This window comes from Paenibacillus sp. LC231 (assembly GCF_001860525.1).
Lineage (GTDB): Bacteria > Bacillota > Bacilli > Paenibacillales > Paenibacillaceae > Paenibacillus_AQ.
This window is the reverse complement of record NZ_JFOM01000005.1, coordinates 168463-192462: the sequence shown is the minus strand read 5'-3', so window position 1 is coordinate 192462 and position 24000 is coordinate 168463. Positions and strand designations below refer to the sequence as shown.

23 protein-coding genes and 1 pseudogene are annotated in these 24000 nt (G+C 44.9%); 8 read left to right on the top strand and 16 right to left on the bottom strand.

Going from position 1 to position 24000, the window contains the following annotated elements; genetic code table 11:
• Positions 1-69: 69 nt before the first annotated feature.
• The gene (locus AK95_RS02475) at positions 70-3090 is read right to left on the bottom strand and encodes a PAS domain S-box protein (RefSeq protein ID WP_071218324.1); all 3021 of its coding nucleotides are present in this window, start codon (positions 3088-3090) and stop codon (positions 70-72) included.
• A 204-nt stretch (positions 3091-3294) separates the two neighbouring features.
• Positions 3295-3576, bottom strand: coding sequence for a GNAT family N-acetyltransferase (locus tag AK95_RS02470; RefSeq protein ID WP_071218323.1), 282 nt, complete (start codon positions 3574-3576; stop codon positions 3295-3297).
• 133 nt (positions 3577-3709) lie between these two features.
• On the opposite strand from AK95_RS02470, the gene AK95_RS02465 reads away from it, so the two are divergent.
• The 5 genes from AK95_RS02465 (at position 3710) to AK95_RS02445 (ending at position 6759) form a co-directional block, all read left to right on the top strand.
• Positions 3710-4030 carry a hypothetical protein gene (locus AK95_RS02465; RefSeq protein ID WP_071218322.1) on the top strand — a complete coding sequence of 107 codons (321 nt, stop codon included), beginning with the start codon at positions 3710-3712 and terminating at the stop codon, positions 4028-4030.
• Positions 4031-4160: 130 nt separating this feature from the next.
• Complete coding sequence (locus AK95_RS02460; protein WP_071218321.1) at positions 4161-4616, top strand: VOC family protein; 456 nt, start codon at positions 4161-4163, stop codon at positions 4614-4616.
• Positions 4613-5407, top strand: a complete 795-nt coding sequence (locus AK95_RS02455) for a DNA alkylation repair protein (RefSeq protein ID WP_071218320.1) — start codon at positions 4613-4615, stop codon at positions 5405-5407. Before AK95_RS02460 ends, AK95_RS02455 begins: the two co-directional genes overlap by 4 nt.
• Before the next feature lie 25 nt (positions 5408-5432).
• Positions 5433-6020 carry a TetR/AcrR family transcriptional regulator gene (locus tag AK95_RS02450; protein ID WP_071218319.1) on the top strand — a complete coding sequence of 196 codons (588 nt, stop codon included), beginning with the start codon at positions 5433-5435 and terminating at the stop codon, positions 6018-6020.
• Between the two features lie 196 nt (positions 6021-6216).
• Complete coding sequence (locus AK95_RS02445) at positions 6217-6759, top strand: DUF6022 family protein (RefSeq protein ID WP_071218318.1); 543 nt, start codon at positions 6217-6219, stop codon at positions 6757-6759.
• Positions 6760-6899: 140 nt separating this feature from the next.
• On the opposite strand, the gene AK95_RS02440 is transcribed toward AK95_RS02445, so the two are convergent.
• Both AK95_RS02440 and AK95_RS02435 read right to left on the bottom strand, forming a co-directional pair.
• Positions 6900-7847: an aldo/keto reductase gene (locus tag AK95_RS02440; protein ID WP_071218317.1), complete on the bottom strand. Its 948-nt coding sequence runs from the start codon at positions 7845-7847 to the stop codon at positions 6900-6902.
• A 23-nt stretch (positions 7848-7870) separates the two neighbouring features.
• Positions 7871-8866 carry a Gfo/Idh/MocA family protein gene (locus AK95_RS02435; RefSeq protein WP_071218316.1) on the bottom strand — a complete coding sequence of 332 codons (996 nt, stop codon included), beginning with the start codon at positions 8864-8866 and terminating at the stop codon, positions 7871-7873.
• A gap of 122 nt (positions 8867-8988) precedes the next feature.
• Between AK95_RS02435 and AK95_RS02430 the strand changes: the two genes are divergently transcribed.
• From AK95_RS02430 to AK95_RS02420, 3 genes are all read left to right on the top strand, one after another.
• Positions 8989-9825, top strand: coding sequence for a helix-turn-helix transcriptional regulator (locus tag AK95_RS02430; protein WP_071218315.1), 837 nt, complete (start codon positions 8989-8991; stop codon positions 9823-9825).
• Positions 9826-9996: 171 nt separating this feature from the next.
• Positions 9997-10587 (top strand): hypothetical protein, encoded by a 591-nt coding sequence (locus AK95_RS02425; RefSeq protein ID WP_071218314.1) that lies wholly within the window; start codon positions 9997-9999, stop codon positions 10585-10587.
• A gap of 171 nt (positions 10588-10758) precedes the next feature.
• A complete protein-coding gene (locus AK95_RS02420; RefSeq protein WP_071218313.1) occupies positions 10759-11178 on the top strand; it encodes a hypothetical protein in 420 nt (139 codons plus the stop codon).
• A gap of 40 nt (positions 11179-11218) precedes the next feature.
• Here AK95_RS02420 and AK95_RS02415 read toward each other — a convergent pair whose 3' ends face one another.
• The 12 genes and pseudogenes from AK95_RS02415 to AK95_RS02360 all read right to left on the bottom strand — a co-directional run bounded on the left by AK95_RS02415 (position 11219) and on the right by AK95_RS02360 (position 23939).
• Positions 11219-12295, bottom strand: coding sequence for a glycosyltransferase WbsX family protein (locus AK95_RS02415; RefSeq protein ID WP_071218312.1), 1077 nt, complete (start codon positions 12293-12295; stop codon positions 11219-11221).
• 47 nt (positions 12296-12342) lie between these two features.
• The gene (locus tag AK95_RS02410) at positions 12343-13410 is read right to left on the bottom strand and encodes a glycosyltransferase family protein (protein ID WP_071218311.1); all 1068 of its coding nucleotides are present in this window, start codon (positions 13408-13410) and stop codon (positions 12343-12345) included.
• Between the two features lie 154 nt (positions 13411-13564).
• Positions 13565-14377, bottom strand: coding sequence for a hypothetical protein (locus AK95_RS02405; protein WP_071218310.1), 813 nt, complete (start codon positions 14375-14377; stop codon positions 13565-13567).
• A 189-nt stretch (positions 14378-14566) separates the two neighbouring features.
• Positions 14567-15187, bottom strand: a complete 621-nt coding sequence (locus tag AK95_RS02400) for a DUF1796 family putative cysteine peptidase (RefSeq protein WP_071218309.1) — start codon at positions 15185-15187, stop codon at positions 14567-14569.
• 174 nt (positions 15188-15361) lie between these two features.
• Positions 15362-15583 (bottom strand): helix-turn-helix transcriptional regulator, encoded by a 222-nt coding sequence (locus AK95_RS02395; RefSeq protein ID WP_071218308.1) that lies wholly within the window; start codon positions 15581-15583, stop codon positions 15362-15364.
• Positions 15550-16107: pseudogene (locus AK95_RS02390) on the bottom strand (LuxR family transcriptional regulator); the annotation flags it as partial. The gene AK95_RS02395 and the pseudogene AK95_RS02390, both read right to left, overlap by 34 nt.
• A gap of 93 nt (positions 16108-16200) precedes the next feature.
• Positions 16201-17172 carry a peptidoglycan recognition protein family protein gene (locus AK95_RS02385; protein ID WP_071218306.1) on the bottom strand — a complete coding sequence of 324 codons (972 nt, stop codon included), beginning with the start codon at positions 17170-17172 and terminating at the stop codon, positions 16201-16203.
• A gap of 6 nt (positions 17173-17178) precedes the next feature.
• Positions 17179-17625, bottom strand: a complete 447-nt coding sequence (locus tag AK95_RS02380; RefSeq protein WP_235612967.1) for a phage holin family protein — start codon at positions 17623-17625, stop codon at positions 17179-17181.
• Positions 17626-17689: 64 nt separating this feature from the next.
• Complete coding sequence (locus tag AK95_RS02375; RefSeq protein WP_071218305.1) at positions 17690-19510, bottom strand: DNRLRE domain-containing protein; 1821 nt, start codon at positions 19508-19510, stop codon at positions 17690-17692.
• Positions 19511-19541: 31 nt separating this feature from the next.
• Complete coding sequence (locus AK95_RS02370; RefSeq protein WP_071218304.1) at positions 19542-21539, bottom strand: hypothetical protein; 1998 nt, start codon at positions 21537-21539, stop codon at positions 19542-19544.
• Between the two features lie 32 nt (positions 21540-21571).
• A complete protein-coding gene (locus AK95_RS02365; protein WP_071218303.1) occupies positions 21572-22723 on the bottom strand; it encodes a discoidin domain-containing protein in 1152 nt (383 codons plus the stop codon).
• A 43-nt stretch (positions 22724-22766) separates the two neighbouring features.
• Entirely contained in the window at positions 22767-23939 is a 1173-nt protein-coding gene (locus AK95_RS02360) for a discoidin domain-containing protein (protein ID WP_071218302.1), read from the bottom strand.
• Positions 23940-24000 lie beyond the last annotated feature (61 nt).

Sequence of the window (24000 nt, the reverse complement as noted above, 5' to 3'; positions counted from 1 at the left end):
GGAAAAGGGTGGTCCACAGCTCATCGCTGTAGATCACCCTTTTGGCTGTAGAGAACATGAGAGAGACGCCTATGCTTGTTTGTCCGTGACATCATCCTGCAGCGTACGGGTAGGGATCGTAAAGTAGAAGGAGGATCCGACATTTTCGCGACTCTCGACGCCGATGACCCCGCCCATCAGCTCGACCAGTTTTTTACTGATCGCCAGCCCCAATCCCGTACCCCCATATTTGCGATTCAAGGATGGGTGAAGCTGCGAGAAGGAGGTAAACAGCTGATGCTGCTGTTCGGCAGGGATGCCAATTCCCGTATCCTTTACTTGGAAAGCAAGCGTGATTTCCTGGGTCCCGGTCCTGCGCAGTCCCTCGACACTCATCGTGATGCTGCCCTCATGCGTGAATTTGATGGCATTGCTGATGAGATTAACAAGCACTTGCCGCAGCCGCAGAGCGTCGCCGATGATCACATCGGGAACAGTGGAGCTGTTGATGCTGCAGGATAATGATAATCCTTTTTCTTTAGCTTTGGCCGAGAATAAATCAATAACGACTTCAAGCAAGGAACGTAAATCGATCGGTTCATGAATGAGTGTCATATTGCCGGTCTCGATTTTGCTGAAATCGAGAATTTCGTTCAGGATGTGCAGCAGCGAGCTGCTGCTCTCCATCAAAATATCGGTATAATTCAGCTGATCCTCGTCAAGCTCGGTCGTTCGTAATAGCTCAATCATGCCGATGATGCCGTTCATCGGCGTGCGGAGTTCGTGACTCATCATGGTCAGAAACTCCGTTTTTGCTTGATCTGCCCGCTCGGCATTCTCCTTCGCCCGGATGATTTCTTTCTCGTCGGTGATATCGCGGAATACCATAACGGCGCCTTTGCGCTCGCCTTGGTCCCAGATGGGATTGACCTGATAATCTGCCAGAAAGCTGGTGCCGTCGCCCCGCCAAAGCACGATTTCGGCTCTTGACAGCGGTACGCCTTGTTGGACGGCTCGAACAAGCGGAGAATCATCCCCCCGATAAAAAGTGCCGTCATGGCGAATTTCTTTGATGATCTGGTCGCAGGGTCTTCCGATGGTGGTGGCCGGTTCATAATCCAGCATCGCTGCGCCTGCCGGATTGATAAATGCGACGTGTCCGTGAATGTCCAGCCCGATAATGCCTTCGGACACCGTATTCAGCAAAAGGGTGAGCTCCCGGCTCAGCTTCTTGATCTCTTCCATGGTTCGTATGCGCTCGGTGATATCTCGGGTAATGCCATAGACGCCGACGACTTCGTCATCCACGAAAATCGGGATGTTAATTGTATTGATGTCGATGGGATGTCCATCCTTATGAATAATCGTTAGATCATAGCTCTGAGGTATGCCTTCTGTTGCCTGGTTAAAATGAAACAACGTGCGAGCCATGTCTTTTTCCGCTACAATCGGTCCGAAATACATCCCGATCAGCTCGTCCAGCGTATATCCTGTTAGTTCCTGCAGATTCTGGTTGGCCGTTAAGTAGTCGCCATCCAAATTCATGGAGTATACGGCCGACGGATTATATTCAAATAGAGAACGGTATCGCTGCTCGCTTTCCTTTAGCTTAAATTCCATCAGTTTTCGTTCGGAGATGTCGCGGGCAATCGAGATGATCTCGTTCTTTTGGCCATCCTGCGTGCTGATGTACTTGCAATTGACTTCAAACCAGATGTGCCTGCCATCCTTATGTATATAACGGAAGGTGATCGGTGTGAGCAATTTGCCGTCCAGGCAATTGTTAAAATAGTCCTGTAGCGGTATGATATCCTCGGCGTACACATAATCGAATATACTGGTGCCAACCATCTCATCCGGACGATATCCAAGCAGTGAATAACAGGAAGGTGAACAATAAAGAAACGTTGAACAATCTATGGTGCTGCTCGATATGAAGTCAAGAGAATTTTCGGTTATGAGTTTGTACTTGTTTTCATTCTCCAGCGACTGCTGTTCAATCAGCATCTGCTCGGTGATGTCCTGCGCCATGCCGACCATCTCCATCGGTCTGCCTTCCTTCGTAACGGAGACTTCCCATTGAGCTCGAATGGTTCGGATTTGGCCGTCCTGAAGCTGGATCCGATAGATGATATCATCCGCTTTTCCTAGAATGGCTCTGCTCACGGCTGCCTCGAGCCGCTCACGGTCCTCCGGAACGACCAATGACAGCAGCGTGTTATGGTTTGGCTCAGTGGCACGGATCTGATATCCGTAAATTCGCCTCATTTCATCGCTGTAGGTGAGCGTATGCGTGATCAAGTCCCAACGCCAGGAACCGATCTTGGCAATCCGCTGCGCATGGGCAAGCGTATCCTCATCCGTTTTGCGCTTGGTAATGTTTCGTCCAATGGCCAGAACCTTATTAATCTCGCCGTGAGCTCCCCGAATTAACTGAAAAGACGTTTCAAACCATAAATAATGCCCGTCCTTATGGCGAATGCGTCGAACGAAACTGTCTTCCTCTGAAAATAGCTTCCCCGGTTCTTTCATTTGCTCGGAATCCACCTGGTGATAGTAATCGATCCGGCATTGGCCCGTCATTTCTTCTTGGGTGTATCCGAGTATTTCCGTCACAGAGGGTGAGATGTATTCGATGATGCCATCAGCGCTGCTGATGGATATAAGATCTTGTCCGCTCTTGGAAATGAGTGCAAGGAGTTCATCATTCTTAATGGTTGGCGGCAAAGGCGATTTCTCCTGTACGGTCCCGGGCTCTATACAGCATAATATCCATGGAGCCTCTTTAGGGGCGGGATGTTTCAGCAGGGAAATCGAGACAGAGACATGGACTTGATCTCCGTTATGGCGGATAAAATATGAGTCTTTCTTGAGCGTGGACGTTTGTTCATATGTAAATGATTGCAATATTTGTTGTATCGATAGATTGGATAGAACTTGGATTTCGGAAGGTTTGAGCTGAAGCAGGTCTGAACGTTTGGATTCGGTAAGTTCGCAGAAACGATCATTAACCTTAGCCACAGGCTCGTCAACCGCAGAGATCAGGATCGCCCCCATAGGCAATTTATCAAACATCTGTTCCCAGACCCAATGTTCCGCTATTTGCCTCATGATTATAGATGCCTCCCTAACTTAAGCTATACCCTTTGATCATAGAGGATAGAATCACTCTGTCGCAATAGTAAATACCAGTGCTGCATATGAACTTGGACAACAAGGCGGGTGAAAGCCAACCGATAAGAGGAGCATCCTTATGGCTGGCGAGATTAACCTTACGGTCCATCCGATTGCGAATGATGTTTTTATCCTCGTTTTTTATGTGTGCAGCAGGACACGGTCATCGACGTTTTTGTCAAAATAATGCCCGGCATAGGAGCAAGCGGGGATGATTTTCAAATCTTCTTCGCGAGCGTATCCTATTACTTTTCGCACGAGTTCGTCGGCTATTCCTTGCCCTCGCAGGCTGGGTGAGATATAGGTGTGATCGATACTGATTACTCCGTTACCCTGAGGCGAGTAGGTGATTTCGGCTACCGTTTTTCCGTCATCTTTAATGAAAAAGCTGCCCGGTTTTGACTGTATATTTTGTTTGTCCATGGTGTTTAACCCTCCTTCATCTGGTTGTACTATACCCGTATCTACGATGCATTAAACGGATTTCACATAGGCGAACACCCTTGACGGGACATTTGCATACAATGCGGATAGAAGAGAACGAAGGAGGAGCATCATGAACAATTATTCAACGCAACCGCAAATGTTGTTTCAATGCGATCACCATCTGGTACATTCCATGAAGAAGCATAAAGAAAGCGCCCATGCTGCTATGAAAAATGTGGTGAATCGCAAGGTAAGAGTGCATACGATGGATGATGAAGCTATCGAAGGCGTCGTCATAAACGTAGACGCAAAAAATGTGTACATTCTTGTAGAACAAGGCAACAGAGGATTCTTTCCCGGATATCCGCCCTTTGCGCCATACGGGCCTAATCCTAATGTAATATTGCCGCTAGCATTGTTTAATCTCTTGGCTGTCAGCTTGTTGTGGTAGCAAACGAAGAACCTGCAGTCTGGTCTGCGGGTTCTTTTTTTTGTGGAAATTTTTAAAAAATACATTTACATACATTCTGTCTGTATGTTAAATTGGACTCATCCCATTTATAGAAGGAGATGTTTTCCAGATGAAGCTGCAAGGATTTTATCCCGTTATCATGACAGAAAAGGTTGCCGAGAGCACAGAGTTTTACACACGGTTGTTTGGCTTTGAGATTGTTTTTGAAGCGGATTGGTATGTAAGCCTGAAGAATGGAGACCAGGGACAAGGCTCTTATGAAATGGCCCTCTTGTCCAAAAATCATCCCACGGTACCGTCTTCCTTTCAGAAACCAGTGCAGGGATTGATTCTTAATTTTGAGGTGGAGGATGTGGATGCCGAGTATCAAAGGCTGATCATCCACGAAAAGCTGCCGCTTCATCTGGATATACGGGATGAGGAATTTGGGCAGAGGCATTTTATTACCAGTGACCCGAATGGGGTGCTGATTGATATGATTAAAGTCATTCCGCCTTCACAAGCATTTATGGAGCTGTATAATGAAGATGTGTGGTCCACGGAAGATGACCAACCCGGTAAATGAGTACATCCACCGCATTAAAGGACTACTTTGGAAGAGAGCTGGCGATTCTTTTATCAGATCGAATTAAGCCGCTTGCTCCGGAGTTTCACTCGGAGGTTTTCATTGAAGCCGTAAGCCGCAAGACAGCAACGCTTGAATTGAAAGGAAGGGTAGCCGTTATTGCGGAAGAATTGCAGCATGCCCTGCCCTTTGGTTATCCGGATAGTTTGGAGATTTTACTCGGCATCATAGGACCAGAGAATGAAACAGAGAAAGGAATGTTCACGGAAGGGTATTTTCTCATGCCGATTGCATATTTTGTGGAACGATATGGGCTTGATCACTTTGAGATATCGATGAACGCGTTATATGAAATTACCAAACGGCACACATCGGAGTATGCGATTAGGCCCTTTCTGCTCCATTATGAAGATCTGTGTCTTGAAATTTTGAAGGACTGGCTTTCGGATGATAATTCGCATGTCCGTCGCCTGGTTAGTGAAGGTACCCGGCCTCGTCTGCCGTGGGCAAAGCGAATTCCAGTGATCAAGGGAGATCCCGCCCACAATTTGGCGCTGCTAGAGCCCCTTCTGCAGGATTCCTCTGGCTATGTCCGCAAATCGGTTGCGAATCATCTTCATGATCTATGCAAAGATTACCGGGATACCGTCCTTCCCTGGCTGCTTGAACATCTGGAATCGTGTGGGGCGTACGGTCCTTGGATACTTCAGCATTCGCTAAGATCCATGGCCAAGAGCGGAGATCAGGAAGTGCTGAAGCTTCTAACGTCCATGAGAATAGCATCCGAATGATGCATAGGAGAGAGAAACGCGAATTATGAGAAGAACCAAAAGCGAAGCTAACGAAACTATACAGCTGCTGCTGAAGGTAGCCAGAACACATTTCACGGAAAAAGGTTATGCCAATGCGGCACTAGAGGAGATTGCCGACGAAGCTAAAGTTACCCGCGGTGCGCTGTATCATCATTTTAAAAATAAACAAGGACTGTTTCTTGCCGTGCTTGAATTAGTGCAGACAGAAATTGGGCAGCGCGTGGAGGCAGAAGCGGATAGCTCCGAGGATCCTTGGGAGCAGCTTCTGTATGGCTGTCGGGCTTTTATTGCGACCGTGGTAGAACCGCAAAATAAGCGCATTATGCTCATTGACGGTCCGAGTGTCGTAGGGTGGGAGTCTTGGCGCGAGATGGACGAGCAGAATTCGATGAGTCACCTAAGGGAGCAGCTAGCCTTCATGCAGAATCAGGGAATGATGAAGACCGTTCCGGTTGATGCTATGACGCATGCCTTGTCCGGCGCCTTAAACGAATGCTCGCTGTGGGTTGCTCAAATGCCGGAAACGGATAAGGGCATCGAGGAAACGATGGATGTGATTATCGGCATGTTACAGGGGTTTAGAGTAAGTTGATTCCTGGATAACTAAACCATGGTTTGATCCCGATCCGGGCCGGATGTTTCGGCGGCCTACATACCTGTATGAGATTAAAGCTCTAGAGAAGGTTTACCCCCAATATGGACCGGATTTTCAGCAAACCTTACAATTTGCATGAATGTTGTATGCTGGAGAGGTACATCCAAAATCCACGAAATGGAAGGGGTTAAACATGAAATCATTGAAGCCACTGCAGGAGTTTTTGGAAGAACAACAGGATAACCCGATCGAAGCCATCGGAAGCTACATTTCCGAACACATTGAAGGGAACTGGCAAACAGTACTTACCGTAAACCAGGAAAAACTGCTGAGGGCATACAACGAGGCTGGAGATGCGGCGTATGGGACCTTTTTGAACCTGTTATTCTTGCCGATTCATAAACAATTAAAGGAATTGGGAATACGTCCTGAACCTAATTTTCCAGGTAACTTCGACATCTCAAGAGAATGGGGAAGTCAGGAAGGGACAGACCAGCAGCGCTGGATGTGGAGCACGGTTTATTCGCCGGTGAAGGAGCCGCTCGGCACCATCGTTACCGTTGTATATCATGATCATACACAGTTTCGCGTCCCAAGGCAGCCTCGGATCTTAGCCTTGCATGAGAAAGGAAAAGAGGAGGTCGTCGCGGCCCTTTCGCTTAAATCACCGGATTTTAGGGAAGCGCTCGAGTTTACGGTTGAATATGAAGCATATCTTCGGGGTTTACAGGAGTAAGGAAGGACAGCTCTGTCAGCGCGATTATTCTACCCGCCGGGAGAAAATTCGCGCTTGCGTAGAATATCAGACGAGTCATTAACCTATAAAAAGCGCCTTGAGCAGGATGTAAATATCCTGGCACAAGGCGCTTTTAACATTTAGATTGAAGTCAGCTGATCGATCGTTAGGTCTAACCAGTCTAATTCTTCCTTTGTCAGCTGGATGGTTGAACCCTCATCACAGGATTTTAATTCTTCCGCAGACTGCGCACCGATCAACGCACAGGTCGGGAAGGGCTGGTTCAGCACGTAAGCGAGCGCAATCTGTATAGCCGTCGCATTCTTCGAAGCGGCCAGCTGTTTGGCACGCTCTAACCGCTCCCAGTTCGCATCGCTATAAAATACCCTCACAAGATCCGCATTGTCCCGAATTTCCGGTGTGAACCGGCCGGTGAAGAATCCTCGCGCTTGGGAAGACCAGGAGAGCAGCGGAAACTGCTCAGTTTCATGCCACGCAATCGTCTCTGCATCGGCTGAGACGCAGCCTTTCCAGAACGGCTCGTTTGGCTTGGCCAGACTGAGATTCGGGCTGCTGAAGGAGAAACCGACCAGTCCATTCGCTTCGGCATAGGCATTGGCATCCCGGATGCGCTCCCATGTCCAGTTGGATACCCCAATGGCGCCAACGCTGCCATTGGCAATGTATTCGTTCAGAGCCTCAATAACTTCTCCTGCCGGAACCTCCGGGTCGTCACGGTGAAGAGCGTACAGATCGATGAAATTCGTCTGCAGTCGTTCAAAACTCGTTGAGATGTCGCTCTTGATGTCTTTTTTATTTACGCGTGGGCCATTCTGGTCATGATGGGCACCCTTGGTCAATATGACGATCTGATCCCGGTTACCTCTTTCCTGCATGTATCTTCCGATCACTTCTTCGCTTTGACCCCCACAGTAGATGTGGGCGGTATCAACGGAATTGCCGCCGATAGCCAGGTATGCATCCATATTCGCCGCTGCTTTCTCATACGAATCATGATAAAAGTAGTCCGTTCCTTTCATTAGCGCAGAGACGGGTTTGTTTAATCCCTTGATTGATATATATTTCATATTCATATCCTCCTTGGGTGTAATTACAACACAATTCGCTTCCGTTCATGGGCAGATTGCAGACAGGCGTCGATGACTTTCATGTTGTGAATGGCATCCTCTGCAGAGTAGCGAAGTGGCTTGTTGTTCAAAATAGCTTCGGCCATATGGTCGCCTTGTTCACTGTATGCGTTTGCACGAGGGACCTCGATTTCTTTACGTCCTTCGCCGGTCGTTAAGAAGAAGTTCGCTCCGTCCTCAGGCAGGCTATAGGCGTAAGGGACTTCAATCAGGCCATCCGTACCCACAATTTCAAGAGGGTTGCGATACGCCGCCCACATTCCGCAATCAAATGTCAGCGCTACATTCCCTCCAAATTCGATTAATCCGGATGCCATCATGTCGACATGATCATGCTCAGGGGAGAAGAAAGCTTGAACGGTAACAGCTTCCGGCTCTTTATCCAGCAGGATGCGCGCGGCGTTGATCGGATAACAGCCGATATCATAAATCGAGCCGCCGCCCCAATCCTTGCGAAAGCGGACATTCCCGTGATTGGCGGAGCTGTTGAAGGTAAACGCGCTGCGTATGCCCCGAATATCCCCGATGGCACCAGCGTTGATCATTTCCTTCAACAAGTCATACCGAGGGTGATACCGATACATAAAGGCTTCGGCCAGTACTACCCCGGCTTTAGCTGCTGCTTCCGCCATTTCAGCTGCTTCTGTTTCCGTCAGCGCAAGCGGTTTTTCGCATAGAATGTGTTTACCGGCTTCCGCCGCACGGATGCTCCATTCTTTATGTAGATGGTTGGGGAGCGGAATATAGATCGCATCTATGGAAGAATCCTCGAGCAAGGACTCGTAACTGCCGTATGCAGTCGGGATATTCAGTTCCTCTGCCGTTTGCGCTGCTTTTGCCTGATCGCGGCTGGCAATGGCAACGACTTCATTGAGACGCGATTGCTGTAAACCAGGTATGACCGCGCGTTTGGCAATGCTGGCGCAGCCAAGGATTCCCCAACGAAGTTTTTGAGTCATGTTCATCAGCTCCTATACAACTTATTAAGATTATATTGCGATTATAAAAGACAAGAATTAAAATTGATATAATATTATTTTGTAGTACAATTCAACAATATTGTCATTCGAGGAGCATTATGATGAAACGACAAAGTCATCTGCTGACCCTACCGCAAATGCCATTCTTCTGCCTGCCTGAGTCGGTAGGGATATACCGGGATGAACCGGACCATACCGTCACGCGGGCAGCCGGGTCTCTGAACAATTTCAATATTCATTATGTGGCTTCCGGTAAAGGGTATGTTGAAATCGAAAATGTAGTCCATACGCTTGGCCCAGGTGAAGCCGTGCTGTATTTTCCAATGCAGGCTCAGCGTTATTACACCAGCGAGGACGATCCGTGGGATGTGCGTTGGTTCCATTTTTATGGCAGCGGTCTGCAGAACTATTTCATCGAACGCGGATTTCATAAAAGCCAGCTGTGGAGCATTCGGCAGCCGTCGGCCTTCGAGGAAGCGCACGAAGCGCTGTTATATGAGGCGGAGACCTATCGGATGCTCAAGCCTGCGCAGCTGTCCACGCTAACGTATTCCTTGTTAGCGGTATTCGTGGAGCAGGCATCGGCATTATCGGACAATAAATCAAACAACTCGGCCAACCGGATTCTTGAACTGCTGCCGATTATGCAGCAGGAAGCTTCGCAACCGTTTATTTTGGAGGAGTGGGCGGACAGACTCGGCGTTACCACTTACTATTTCTGTAAATTATTCCGCAATGTCATGGAGATGACCCCGATGGATTTTGTAACGCGCTGCCGGCTTCAGATGGCAAAGCAGTGGCTGCTCGACCATAAAGAAAAAACCATCGGACAGATTGCAGTGGAAGCGGGCTATCCGAGCGTCAGTTATTTTAACAAGCGATTTATGGAGCATGAAGGCATGACGCCATCTTCCTATCGTCGCTTATATGGGGTATAGTTATGGGTATCACGTCGCCAGGTCAGTTGAGAACTCGACTTAGGTCTAGGTCTTATTCACACCTATAGTCGGTTATGGAAACGGCTTGCCTCTACTACAATGGAATTAACGAAGGATTTGACGAAATCCGGCTTCAATGAAATATGTAATTAAGTATGTGGGGGAAAGCAAATGTCCGATAACCAAAATATATATGTTCTACTGACTGATACGGGTACGATGTTTACCAAACTGATTAAACGAATTACGGCAGCGCCCTATAATCATGCTTCGCTGGCGCTGGATGAGAACTTGAATGAAGTGTTCAGCTTCGGCCGGAAATGCGCCAACAATCCCTGGATAGGGGGATTTGTTGAAGAGGATGTATACGAAGGAACCTTCCGTCACTTTCCCGGCACGCGCTGCGCTCTGCTCCGTCTAAAGGTCACGCGGGAGCAACTTGAGGCAGCGAGACGCGTGATTCAAAGCTATAAGGATGAAGAGGATGCTTACGGCTACAATCTTATCGGCATGTTTGGCGTGCTGATGAGACTTGATATTACGAGGGAAAGATCGTACTTCTGCTCACAATTCGTAGCGGAGGCAATGAAGCAAAGCAGAATTCATCTATGGGATCGCCCTTCCTCCGCAGTAACCCCGAATGATTTCTTTCAGCACCCGGCATTCGAGGTTATATACGAAGGCATGTTATATGACTATCCATTGCTTGATCAATCCAGGTTGGCTGGGTTCCAATACCCGTTACAAACAGTTGCTCGATGAGCTTATTAATACGATTCTTTCTTTAAAACATCAGCCCCCTTCAACCCATGGTTGAAGGGGGTTCTTATATCAATGCATTTTCGAAATATACTAAATGTATGAATTCCCTATTCCTTTTACTATTGATATTGCATAGGATGGATAAACTTGGTAGAAAGAGGAGTGAGGGAAATGCCAACCTTCGATAACGTTCTGGTTACAGGCAACCAAACCATACAACAGGATCTGCAAGTGAATGGAAACCAAACCGTCGGCCAGCATTTGCAAGTGAATGGGAATACTACGATACAAGGAAGTCTTCAAGTCAATACAAACGAGACCGTGCTGAACGATCTTGCAGTGGCAGGAAGTGCCAGCGTCGGAGAGAACCTGAACGTGACCGGAGTTGCCATCGCTGGCCAGCAGCTGAAAGCTACGAATCAAGCGACTCTCCCACCCGTGGCCCCGACTGTTCAATCCGTACGGTATTTTGCCACGGGCATTGTTAATCAACCCGGTCTCGTTCTAAAAGGCACGGACGGATTTGATTATGTGATTTTTATCGATAACACCGGCGGGAATGCAAATATCGGCATACAACGATTAACTTAATTCGGGATTCTCTAATCGGGGAGATATCCCCTTTTTTTTGTTATTCACTTGGGGCATCAAGTGGAATCCCGTTGGACTTTAAAGCCTGCTTAACCGCTTCGAGATACTGATAACCATAACGTTTATCAGGTTCTAGGTAGGCACCCTCGGCCCATTCGTTCCAAGCGTTAATAAATAGAAACTCGCTATGGTATAGATGAATTGACCGCTTGATTTGTTTAGCCAGATACCAACCGAACTTTTCGGGAGACGCACCGAGACAACTGAGCCCCCGGACACCTAAACGAGGCGTATTGTCCCACTTCACAAAAGCTCCAGGAAATACCTTGCGGCCGTTTCGTTGATGAGAACGGTTAATCATACCATCCCACACATAGTCGTAATCGAACATCAGATGTTGTTGGTCGCCAACGAGAGTATGGCTCCACAGCCGTTCCATGCTGCCGTGAGCAAACGTATAATGGGGTTCAAATTCCAGGCTTGCATCGAAAATGTCTAATGGAGAGGTTGGAAACCCGCCCAGAGTCTGAACGATATAGAGCCCATCCAATCCACAGCTTATGGCCAGATTCCTCCAATACCGGACCATTTCAGCGCAGCATGGGATATGTTCAGGTCTATAAAGGATGAATAGCGGTTTATTATCTATTCGAATGTATCGCTCATCCTGAAAGGCAGGCAGCAGCTCATCGAAGTGCTGTTCCCAATCCTGTTCCGTCCCGTAATCCTGCTTGAGCAGAATTTGCTGATCTCCGCCATCCCATCTTCTCGTCCACGACTCATTGGCCCACGATAAGCAGAAGGGAAGATCGGGTTCCTTGGATGACATTACTTGTTTGATTGGTGTTTCCAGCAGTCGCTTGCCCCGAAACCAATAATGATAGTAGCAGAAACCGTAGATTCCGTATGTCTTGGCCAGTTCCGCCTGCCGCAATCTGGCAGCGGAGGAGGTTAAATCATAATAATATTCGTTCAGAGGTTCATTCGGCTGGTGATGCTTGGGATATAGTGCCCTTGCTTTCCGGGTATTGGTCCATTCTGTGAAGCCTTCCCCCCACCACGCATCATTCTCGGGAATACGATGAAATTGTGGCAGTAAAAAAGCTATAAGCTTCAAGGAGCATACCTCCCTAGGTCATTCTAGCTTCGCCCGAATACCTGGTCTTAGTGTGTATGCATTACATGCAGCAACTGGTAAACCATTTGAAGAAAAGAATATCGATACATGCTGCCTTGCAAGGCGTTCGTGGCAATGGAACGTTTCTGTTCAACTTGCGCGGAATAATAAACGATGTTGTCAAGCAGATCATCCGGATTGTGAAATACGGCAACATCATGGCCTGGTTTAAAATAATCATAAATACCCGGATGTTCCCGTATCAATTGAAAGGCTCCGCAAGATGCGCACTCAAATAGGTGATGGTGGAGGCCGCTCCAGTTGATCACCATGTCGGCGCCGTTGTAATAATTCGCCAGATTGGCGTCAGCAGAAAGGCAGCGAATGTGTCCGTAAGGCTCCCACCCTCGGCCTGAAGCGAAGATCTTCTTCCCTTTCATGAGGTAGGGCAGCTGGGAAATAAAGGCATCGAACCTTGGAGCGGCATCTCCCAATATGAGAAGGCTTGATTGGCAGGCTTCGTCAGCAGGCTTGGGATGGAAGATGGTCATGTCAGCTGCAAAAGGAAGATGATGTACATGCTGCACGTCGGATTCGAACTGATAAAATGGAATCAGTGTCGAAGTCTGCGTAAAAACATAATCGAATAAGGATGCAATGCCTTTGATTTCCTCCGAACTGCCATCATGATCGGATAGCCAGATTGCCGTCTTCATGGGAAGTTGCCCCAGAATCTGTTTGTCTTCGGGACTAAATTCATATTCATTCCCTATGAATATCAGCAGATCGGGATGGTATTGGAACAACTCCGCCAAGAAACCGGGATATGCTTTAATGACACACGCTTCATGAACCAGCTGTTTGAGCTGCTCCGTTATGATCTGAGGAGTTCTCCAGTGAAGGCCCTCATTGTATGGTGAAACGATCAGTGCATTCATATTTTTGTAATTGATGACACGGTGGATGTTGGATGCTTCTGTTTTATCCACCGGGCTAATATTCTGAACGGCCTTATTAATGACTTTGGATATATATTTTTGCGAAGATGGATGTAAACGTACGGTCGGATACATTTTTGTATCGGGATATCGACCGGATCTCTTATACCCTCTCACCCAGAATCACCTCCAAAAGCCTCTCCACGCTTGGATATTCTATGAAGGTTCATGAAATTCTGCTGTAGGGCATATGTACTCCAGTAATCAGAAAAGGCGGGTGTCCATCATGAAGGGTGGAGGCAAACTATGGATGTATGGACTCGGTAAAACGTTACTTTAATAGTGCATTAGCGCGTGCGATGACGGACTCGATTTTTTGTTCGTGACTGTAGATGCTTTTCTTTTTCGTCAGGATCTGACCGGAGAGTGTCAGCAGCCTGGACAGAGCATCGCTAGTTCGGGCCGATTCATTGGCTTTTACGGCGGTTTTGAAATTCTTCCACTCGGTTGCCATCAGTTTATTCGGCGTGGAGATTGCGCTTTTATCGCCTTTGATTTTGCTTTTGTAGGATTCAATCTCGGACAGGATGGAACGGACTTTAGCCGCTTTGGAAGCTTTCTCTTTCTTGGCCGCCGTAAGCGCCGCCTGCTTAGTCCGAATATCATCACGTCCCAAGGACACCAGGATCTTCATGCCACTGGCTTGTGACTGCAGCATCTTGGAGAGCGATTTGTCTTTGAGTTTTTTGGCTGCGGTGATTTGTTTATTGAGCGCGGAATAGGTATTAAACAGCGGCTGGTACTTGGTTTTGGCTGCTTGCAGCTGATCCTCCAGCTTGCGGATTTTATCCTTATCGATTTCGCTGATTTTTTTGCGGGTTTCTGAAGCTTTGGCTTCATTGGCATAGCGAAGGGAAGAGATTCGATCGTCCAAATCCATTACCTGGTTTCGTTCGGATTTGAAATCATCGAACTGTTTGATGAGTTTGGTACGTACGGTTCCGGCAGCCCGGTCCGCCGTGGCTTTCAATTGGGCTTGAACCGTATCGGTGAACTCGATCGCAGCTGCATTCGCGAAAGGCATAGGGATTAAAGAGAGTAAAAGTGCCATAACAAGGGATGAGGTGAGTAATCTTCTAAACATAAACATCGCTCCTTAAATAACTAATAATCATCATTAGCGGTATTCGCATCATGACAGAATGGCCGGACCCACGACAAAAAGCACCCGTTAGAAAGGCGCATTCAACGCCAGACTTACGGGTGCTTCCTTCGTAAGAGTTCCGATTCACTTTTTGTAAATATACAGGTAAATTTTGGTTTTGTCAAACACTTATTCCCCTGAACTGAGCGAAAATTCTCTAAGAATGGTCTTCCAAGCCTCCGAATCTCCTTCCCATGTGGGTCCTTTCGGTATTTGCTTGATGAGAACCCGATCCGAGAACGAAGGGAGATTTACAATTTGGGGACTGCTGCTGAGCATAATAAATAACAGGTTTACGTCCGGGTTGGGATAGGCTTCGCGTATTACTTGATCTATCGTCTCGGCATCCTTTGTATTCGCGATGATCCGCACGAGCAGGGTCTTCTGTTCAGAATTCAAGCAGCGGTTAAAGCGCTCGATTCTTCGATCCAGCCTCTTACGAAAAGCGGGGTAGTCATATAACGGAGGCTCCTCCGGATTGTTCTTGAAATCATGGAAGGATAAACAGGAAGATCTTTTATCGCGCACATAGTAACAGTTCACGGATTTGCCGTATATGTCGAGGTTATCCCGAAGCATGAAATCGCTGAATTGCCTTTTAATGACTTTACAAAATTCATGAGTCGAAGCGAAGTTAAACCAGTCTAACGGGCCAGCTGCATGACGCAGCTTGTTTCTTCTTAACTGGGCGGCAACCTGACAGTTGTGACCCAGACTGAAAATGGCATCAAACTTCACAGGGGTTGTCATGCTACCAGACCTCCTTGAATCTATCATTAGATATCATATGCAAATTGATAGAGTTGGTATGGGGTAGCGACCAAAGTTGGGTGTGGAGTGCGGTTCATAGCCACCGTGCAGCATAATCGGAGGTGGGCCGGATTTGAGGGGAACGGAGTAGTGGGAAAATTACGGGCCCGACCCTCAAGGACTCAAGCTATATTTTGAATGAAGCTGCCATATTAATTCCCTCCGGCTGTTGACGCCGGTTTTAACAAATATGGACTTTAGATGATCCTGAATCGTGTAGGGGGAAATAAACAGGGATTGGGCAAGCTCCTTGGTGGATAATCCTCGCAGAATTCCGCTGATTACTTCGTTCTCGCGCTCCGTTAATCCCAACGCATCCGAGATAAGCGGCAGCATATCCGTTGTGGCTCAAGCGTGACTGCAAGCTTGGCAAGAGAATCCGGACCATGCAGAAGGCATGCCCGTATGCTGGCAAAGGAGCTATCACTTAGCCGGACGCGAGTATGAGCGCCCGTCGAATAGGCCGTACCTCGGGAACTCTCGGACAAAGCCCGGAAGCAGACTGCCCGCAGCGGGCGGGGGAGTGAAGCGGCATCCATACCCTCTGCATCCTGGAGCCATGACATCCACTGCCGTGCAGAAGCATTATATGAAAGAATATCGAGCGTTTCGGACAGCACCAATAAACCAGGCTCAGGCATGTGATCCATTCCATCAACAGGGGATCGCGGAAGACTTCGATCACGCAGCATGGCCGCCATGAATGGTGCCAGGAAAGAGAGCAGCTGCCGTTCCTCCTCGCTAAAAAAGGGCTGGCCGTCCTGACGGAATATCGTCAGATATCCCCAACACAAACCGTCCGCTACCAATGCGGCACGCATCTCATCATGAAAGCCTGCCGGCTGCAGGACGTTCAGATAACGAGGGTGCTCGGGTTGTCTTCAATGTATACTTCTTTTCTTCATATGTGTAAGCTTTCTGCAACGATAATTCGTATTCATTCTTACGCCCATTTATTTCTTATCGAGTAAACCGGCCCGGTATAGGACTGTGATAAGAGAGTAAAAATCTGCGCTTCTTCCATGTGGAGTATCGATGACTGGACTGCCGTACTGATCACGTAGCTGAAATAGTGCGCTGACTGCTTTTTGAGCATAAGAAGGAATTTGATTTAATTTATCGCGATGTTCTAATGCTTTTAAGCGATCACTAGCTTTCTTCAGTGAAGATCCCTGTTCTTGGACACCTTTTTTCAAAACATTCTTACTATTAGTGAGAGCTTTGATTTCAGATTTTAGCATAGAAACCGATTGTTTTAACTGTTCAAATTGTTGTTTCTCGCTTGGCGTCATTGGTTCATCATCCTTTGCTTTAAAATTGTTGAAGTTCTCCTGAATAAGAGGAATAAAGTGTTTCTGAGCGTGCAGAACGGTATTGCCTTTAAAGAAATTAGACCCTGGACAAGATTTTGCAGACAAGCCAGGTAGGTTGGAACCGGATTTGAAATTATATATTTTAGTACCGTTCGGGCTGAACCAATGATGGTATACGATATGTTCCGTATCGACGGGAAGATTGAATGTCTCGCACAGAGCAGCATTAACAAAGGTAATTGTCTGTTGGTGTTCTGGTACCATTACGTCTCCGTTCATATCGAAGTTGCCTATATGTTCTAGGCACAAGGCGCCGTTATTGGCTCCTTTAATGCCGGCAGGCGTGGTGTCAAAAGGACGGCAGACGGCTATCAATCCGTCCGGAAATGTAGTGATGTTCTGTCCGATATCCGCCCAACCGTTGGTATGTACATGAAATTGTTTCATTGCTTCTAGACGGGCAAAGTGGTTGCTTCCGTTAAAGGAGGTGTAATTGGGAGCCCAAGTATGGTGATTTTGGATGATTGAGATTTTTCTTTTAAAGGTTTGTTTCTTCAGCCATTCATAAAATTCAAGACGAGTCAGAAGTATAAATTGACCTGTTTGCTTCATAGTTAGTCATCTTTTCCCTTCGTCTGAATCTTGGTTTTTTAATGCAGTAATGGCATTTTTCATTTGAGGCGGCATCGGTAAATCCAGCCTTCCATAGTTCTCTAATAGGCTGATTAGCTCATTACCTATATAGAAAAATATTGCTCCTGTCATTAGACTGAGATTACCGTTCAGACCTAGCAGTTTATCGATTTGATATAGGAGAGCGATGACCGAGAACATAAAGATTTTTTTTAATATCCCCCAGTAGCCTTTGTTGGAATTCCAGCCTTTAGAGGCGTCTTCCACATTCTTTCTTCCTTCATAGTATGAAGCTGCCAGCCCCGTTACATAGTCGAACGTCACTAAGGTAGCAAGGACGTTTAGAGGCTGTGACCAGCCGCCGAATAGAAAGGTGATTATAGATCCTCCGAAGGTATAATAGAATAATTTTAACAATGTTGATTCATACACTGAGTTTCCTCCGTTTAGTTTTGTTGTATAAATAGTTCGGACTCCCAAATGGGAGTCCGAACTATTACATAATAAAATAATACGCACCGTTGCTGCTTCCTTTAATCAATAAAATACTATCCATATCGCTGACATCTCTTTTACGAATACTAATTGTGTTGTCTAATTCATCGATCCCAGAGACTCTTGGAAAAAGGTGCCCCGTTAAATCCGGAACGTTAACCACCATATTGGTTTCGATTTCATGAATTTGCTTGACAAGAAGCGTAGCCTCAAGTTCGTTGATTTGTCTGACATCTATAGCAGCATCGAGCAATTCCTTATCTTTGACCCATATCACAGCATCAATTTCGTTTTTGTATTTTAACATAATGCTCGCTGCTAAATCGGGAACGGAAGTAAGGATATGTGCTTCATACGTGTTGTAATAAGGCAATTCGATTTTGGAATCGAGATCATTCTCACCCAGCGCTCTGGCAGTGATACCTGCTGATATATCAGGTTGGGAAGCAGAGATGTAGGATACAAGATCTTCTTCGATTGTATTTTTAATGATTAAGGAAGACGCCAAATCATCAAATGACTTTTTGATTGATGTTACAGTCAAGCCCCCTGAGAGATCTCGTTGCGAAGCAATGATAGAACTTTCAACATCTTCATTCTCAACTATGGCAATTGTAATGAAACTTGATAAGAATGCATTCGGATCTATAATCATTTCGCCAAAGAGGTCTGGGACACTTGCACGGATATTAAACTCCATATCTTCTGACAATTTGTTAGCTACTGTTAAAGTACTTTCGATATGATCATATTCACGTCGGGCAATAGTTAGGTCAGCTTGAACATCCGGACGTGATACAGCAATGGAAGAAGCTAGCTCAGTGAACATAGGGTCTTCTTTTCTATGAACATATAGCGTACATTCCAATGTTGAGAAGCCTACGTCACTATGCACCGTTAAATAACCTGTTATTTCTTTATGTCCCTTACCGTTAATAAATACAGTGGATTCTAGATCGGTGCGTCCTGGGCTATAGATTTGTGAGGTAATATAATTAACGATGAGTAGAGGAGGAATGCCGGATTCTTTCGTGAAAAAGCTTAACGGTTCATTGTTTGTGGTTTTAATAATAAAACCATAATTCAACAGTGCATTCGATTCCCAGCGTTTCGCAATATCCAGAACATCAAATTCAATATATCTTTCGGTAGTATTATGTATATATTGATTATTTAAGAGTTCAATAGAATAGGGTTTATTTGCATGAGTTACGCCTAATTCGCGCCATAACGTATTCGGTTGATGGAGTTCCAGGTTAGCGTTGCTTGGGAAGTTGATATAATAAAGCCGAAGCTTGGCATTTTCCAGGATTTTGAGATCAGGGATCCGGTCTTTCAATTCCCCAAAAGATACAAATGACTCAAAAGATTCTTCTGAATTCTTGCCTGTGAGCATACTTTTCATATCACCGTAGTTGATGGTTCTTAGATCGTCACGGCTACGGGTAGTTGCATCCGCTAATGGTGGTAATTGAACGTCAATTCTTGGTGCTTCCAGTAATTCGAATTTTCCAAATAGACGATTATGTGGCCGGACTTCTAAAGTACATTCAAGGAAAGAGGCAGCGATCGCTTCTATATGAGCTTCTACGTCCCCATTACCTCTATATTTAATATCGAGAGTACTGGAGATATCCTGAAGTTTGAGTCTTCTGGCTGAAAGCATTCCGTCCAGTTCGTCTTTATCCCTTATCATGGTGAAGAGAGTAGAATCTATATCATTGTGATTAGGACGAAAAAGAATAAAGCGACCCGAAACTTTGTTTTCGAGACGCTGTCTTATATAAATCTCACTATGGAGATCATCATGTTCATCATACAAATGCTTCACTTCCTATCTCATTGTATTGAGATTATACGGGATCCACTTTCGCCCGAATTTCGAACTGTCCATTAGGAGCGGGTGGTGCGGTAATGGCTGTTGCAATCCGAACATAGAACTCCATCTCATCGTTTGGTTGAATCAATTTATTAAACAGCAGATAATCTTCGGCAATAAACGGATCGGTATAAGATAATTCAATGGTCACGTCTGGTGGAAGCTTGTCCTTAACAACTTCAAGGATCAGGTTCTGCACAACTTGCCCAAGTTGATTTTTGACGATGACTTTTTGGTAATCAGTAGTCTGTCCGGCTACGACAATATCGAAATCCAAGTGTTTTAATAATCCACCAAAAGAATCAGAGAAGTACTGACCTTGTTCATCCATAAACATTAAACCAGAGTATGTACCGAAAAATGTGGTGGACCAAGTGTCTTGTTGACCCCAGGCGTCTTGGAATTCGACGGTTAGCGAGTTGTTTTGGCCAAACAATATTTCCTTCTCGGAAATATTGAGCTTGATATCGATGGGAGCGGGGGAGAGAGGAGTAAAATTACCGTTCGACGGATAGTAAGGTTTGTTATTCAGAAAGACGCGATATTGAACTTTACCTTTGTCAGGGTCGTCCAACTGACCCATCAGCTTGTTACCGCCAACAGTAAGCTGCAGAGTAGCGAGAGTATTTAGCAGGTAAAATTCAGCATTAGAAAACTTGGCATCATCTACAGGAGCATTTGAGACAATCTTGATGTTATCGACTTGTGTATGTTGGTTCCAGTGGATATTGTCATCGATATAGTAGGCAAGCCTGATCTTATTTCCTTTGATTGCAAACTCTTTTTCTGTTATATGGCTCAGTGAGTCAATATTCATGGCATGTTTTCGAACCATCTCCATGTTCGATATATCGGTAGGCCTCCAAGCATTAAACTTAAAATATTCCCATGTTTGGCCTTCATCGAAGGAAAGCAGGAGCTTGATGGTTCCTTCTTTTGAAATTTTATTAACTATGATACTTTGCAAATCTCCATAAATTTGAAAATCTTCATCTTGAATGACGAGTTGGGAGAGGGGAGAGGCCGTCATGTTGATGTTGAGTTCGTCAAGATCTTCTTGTTCAGTCCAAGTCACGATGTCGAAATCATCTTTTATTTCGTCAAGTGGACTGTAATTAGCCGTAAGTTCCAATTCAGCACTTGTTTTGCGCGGATCGTCCGTGTAATAAAGGACATCAATTGATTTTATAAATTCATCATGAAAGCCAAATTCATCTGTCTCAAGAAAGATGGTTGACTCAGTTCTATAGGGATCGTCAGAGTATTCAATTAATTTAATGGTTTGATCCTCCCATTCCTCCGCGAGTGTGAATGGCTCGGTTTCGATACTGAACAAAGCTTCAGTTCTATGAGGGTTCTCAGTCCACAAACATATTTCTACATCACCCATTAACGCTGACCATGTGGGTTCAGGAATTATTGAAGTGTCACTCATCCCTTTCAAAAGATAATCACTATCACTAACATTCACACCCAAGTTTTCCCAAGAACCCGACAGATAAGTTTTGTATACCCCATCATGAAAGACTAAAGCCCTTTCTTCATAAGTGGATTGATATACTGTGATCTCGTTAAACCCCCAAGAATTAGTACCATGTTTGGTTTTACATTTAATCCGTATACCTTCAACTTCAGTCCGTGGGAAATCATAAATTAAAGTTTCTGGAATATTAGGGTGACTTCCGCTGTGAAGTATAATCCATACTCCATTTACTAACCCTTCCAGATCCCAACTTGCCATATTATCATACTCAGGTGTGGTAGCATAGTAACTGCCTAACATAATTTCATACCTAGATATATGGAACTTTCTTGGGAAGGTAATCGTTACATATTCTGGCAAACTTGGAATTATCGATGAGCGAAAGGGCAATGGTCGTCCGTCAAACCCCCGTTCCCCACCGTTTGGTGTTACGATATATCCATCTTGAGAAGTAGAACTCATTGCTGGTATAACCGACTCAAACCTCATAGATTTTCACTCCTTTCTAAAACGATCATTTTTTATGTGATCGATACTTTCTTAATTGGTATCTCTGTTGTATCGATAGTCCTCTGAAAAACCTTACCTGCCCCTAATGTTGTTGCACCCTCTTCTACAATTGCTCTCTTATTAATTTGCTCATTCAAAACAACTGCATCACCTTTTATCATTCCGTGATTAATAAAACTCTGTTCATCATTTGGTAGTTCCAGTAAGACAGCAGGTATCAAACTTTCCATCGTCATTTCAGCAATTGCTGTATAAACGCCGACACCGTTATTTGCGGTAATATGAATCCTATACTTTATATATAATTCATGATTTTTGAATTCAAAATATCGAGAAACACCTTGGCTCCAATCCCTTACACCTGTTCTGGTGTCTAATATAACCCAAGTATTCCCATCCCATCCTTCAAAAGTCCAGTCAACTGGCATTCTCTCGGTAAATCTCGGTGTCAAAGAGTATCGATTTATCTTTTTTTTTTCGGTGAACTCATAGCCAACCCATTGGGGTAATGCATAATTAGAGGATTGCCAGGTAGAATCTTTGCTGCCATCGGATATTTTAAACGGTTCATACCCACCATAATTACTTGATGCGGTCATTTCCCCAGCAGGAGCCGTATTCGAGGTCATAGTATGCATTAAGTTTGAAGTATATTTAGCATTTTTCAAACTAAAAAATCTCCCATTCTCAGGCGAAATAAGGAATTTATCATCAAAAACATATTCATACATCATTAACTGTCTAATTGCTGCCCAAACTGCATGACCGTTATTTTCTACTATATTCACTCTATACTTAGAATAACTTACCTTGTTTGGAATGATGAAATCCTTTGAGTTTGTCCAGCTAGTATGATTGTTCTGATTATCAAGTACAGTCCAATTCACCCCGTCATTTGAACCCTCGAATAACCACATCTTTGTGGTCATATTAGCAGTCCCAGAAGGTACGATTGTATACTTACCAATTGCAATTTTTCTTGGAAAGTCATATCTTATCCAACTCTGAATCTGTCCTGTCGCCGTTCTCCATTCACCCCCATTATTACTGAATGCATTCCATTCGGTGCCAGCCGTATAAACTGAACTAGCACTAATAACCCCTAATGGTGTAGTATTGCTTGTCATTATCGGTATTGCATTTTCATTACTTAAATAAGCCAACGTAAACCCTCCTATCTAGACATTTTCCTAATCCCAATTCTATTTATTGATATGAAGTTGTTATCTTAATTATCATGCGTTTCGATAGATCAATGGAATGCTCAAATGACTTCCCACTCCCTAAGGGGGTGTGTGAAAAAATTGTCCTTTTATTTTTATCAAAAGCAACGTCCGTTATTGTGTCCTTATTTACTCCGTATGTTATGAAATCATTTTCAGTTGCATTGGTCTTGTCTATTTCATAAAGCGTTGATAAATTTAAATAGTGCATTTTAAATTGACACAGAAACACTCTTGGATTGTAGGCGGTGCTGATATTTAGCCTGTATACTAAATACTCTTTCCTGTTCTTTATGACAAACTCTCTTTCTTCGAGTGCGGTCCATGGATTAACGTCTTTTTTTTCATCTAAAATTGTCCAAGTGATACCATCATTAGAACCCTCAAAAGACCAGCTTTTTGGCATATAAGCCCCATAAACACTTGACCAACTCTTTAGTTTATAGGAAGATACAACGGTCGGTTTAACAAACTTATAACTAATCCAGCACTGCTCGGTTGTGGATTGCCAACAATTATTGTCAGCTTCATTAAATGCTAACCAAGCAGCATAGTTCGAAGAAGTTTCATTACTGGCTGAAACAATACCGCTTGGTGCGTTAGAACTAGTCATCTTTGGAATCAAATTCTCTGAATAATAAGGTTGAGAGAAATATTTAATCTTCCCATCATTTAAAAATAAGACTTTATGTTCATAAATGTATTCAAACATCTCAATCTCATCGAGTGAAATCGCCCCCGTATCACCATTATTAGCGGTAATATTGATTCTATAAATTTTGTAGTCAACGTTATTATTGAAATCAAAATATCGTACAGCAGAACTGCCCCATGCTGTTTGGTTTACTCTTGTATCAAGAGTCACCCAATTAACTCCGTTATTTGACCCTAGCAAAGTCCAGTCTTTAGCCATTCGATTAGGATATCCATCGCTCTTCATAGAGTATCGTCTGATCAATTTTGGGGTTGGAAACTCATATTGAATCCAACTGGGGTTTATTGTATTCGAAGTCCACCCTGATGTTTCTTGGACTCTGTTAAAGGCTAGATATGCAAAAATCCTTGAGTTAAACATACTGCTTGCACTAGCGATGCCAGATGGTGTCGTATCGCTGGTCATAGCAGGTATCGCATTCTCCTTTGATAAATAAGCCATTTTTTCACCATCCATTCTTAATAAAATCGTACTTTTATCAAAACAAAATAGAAGTAGGGCA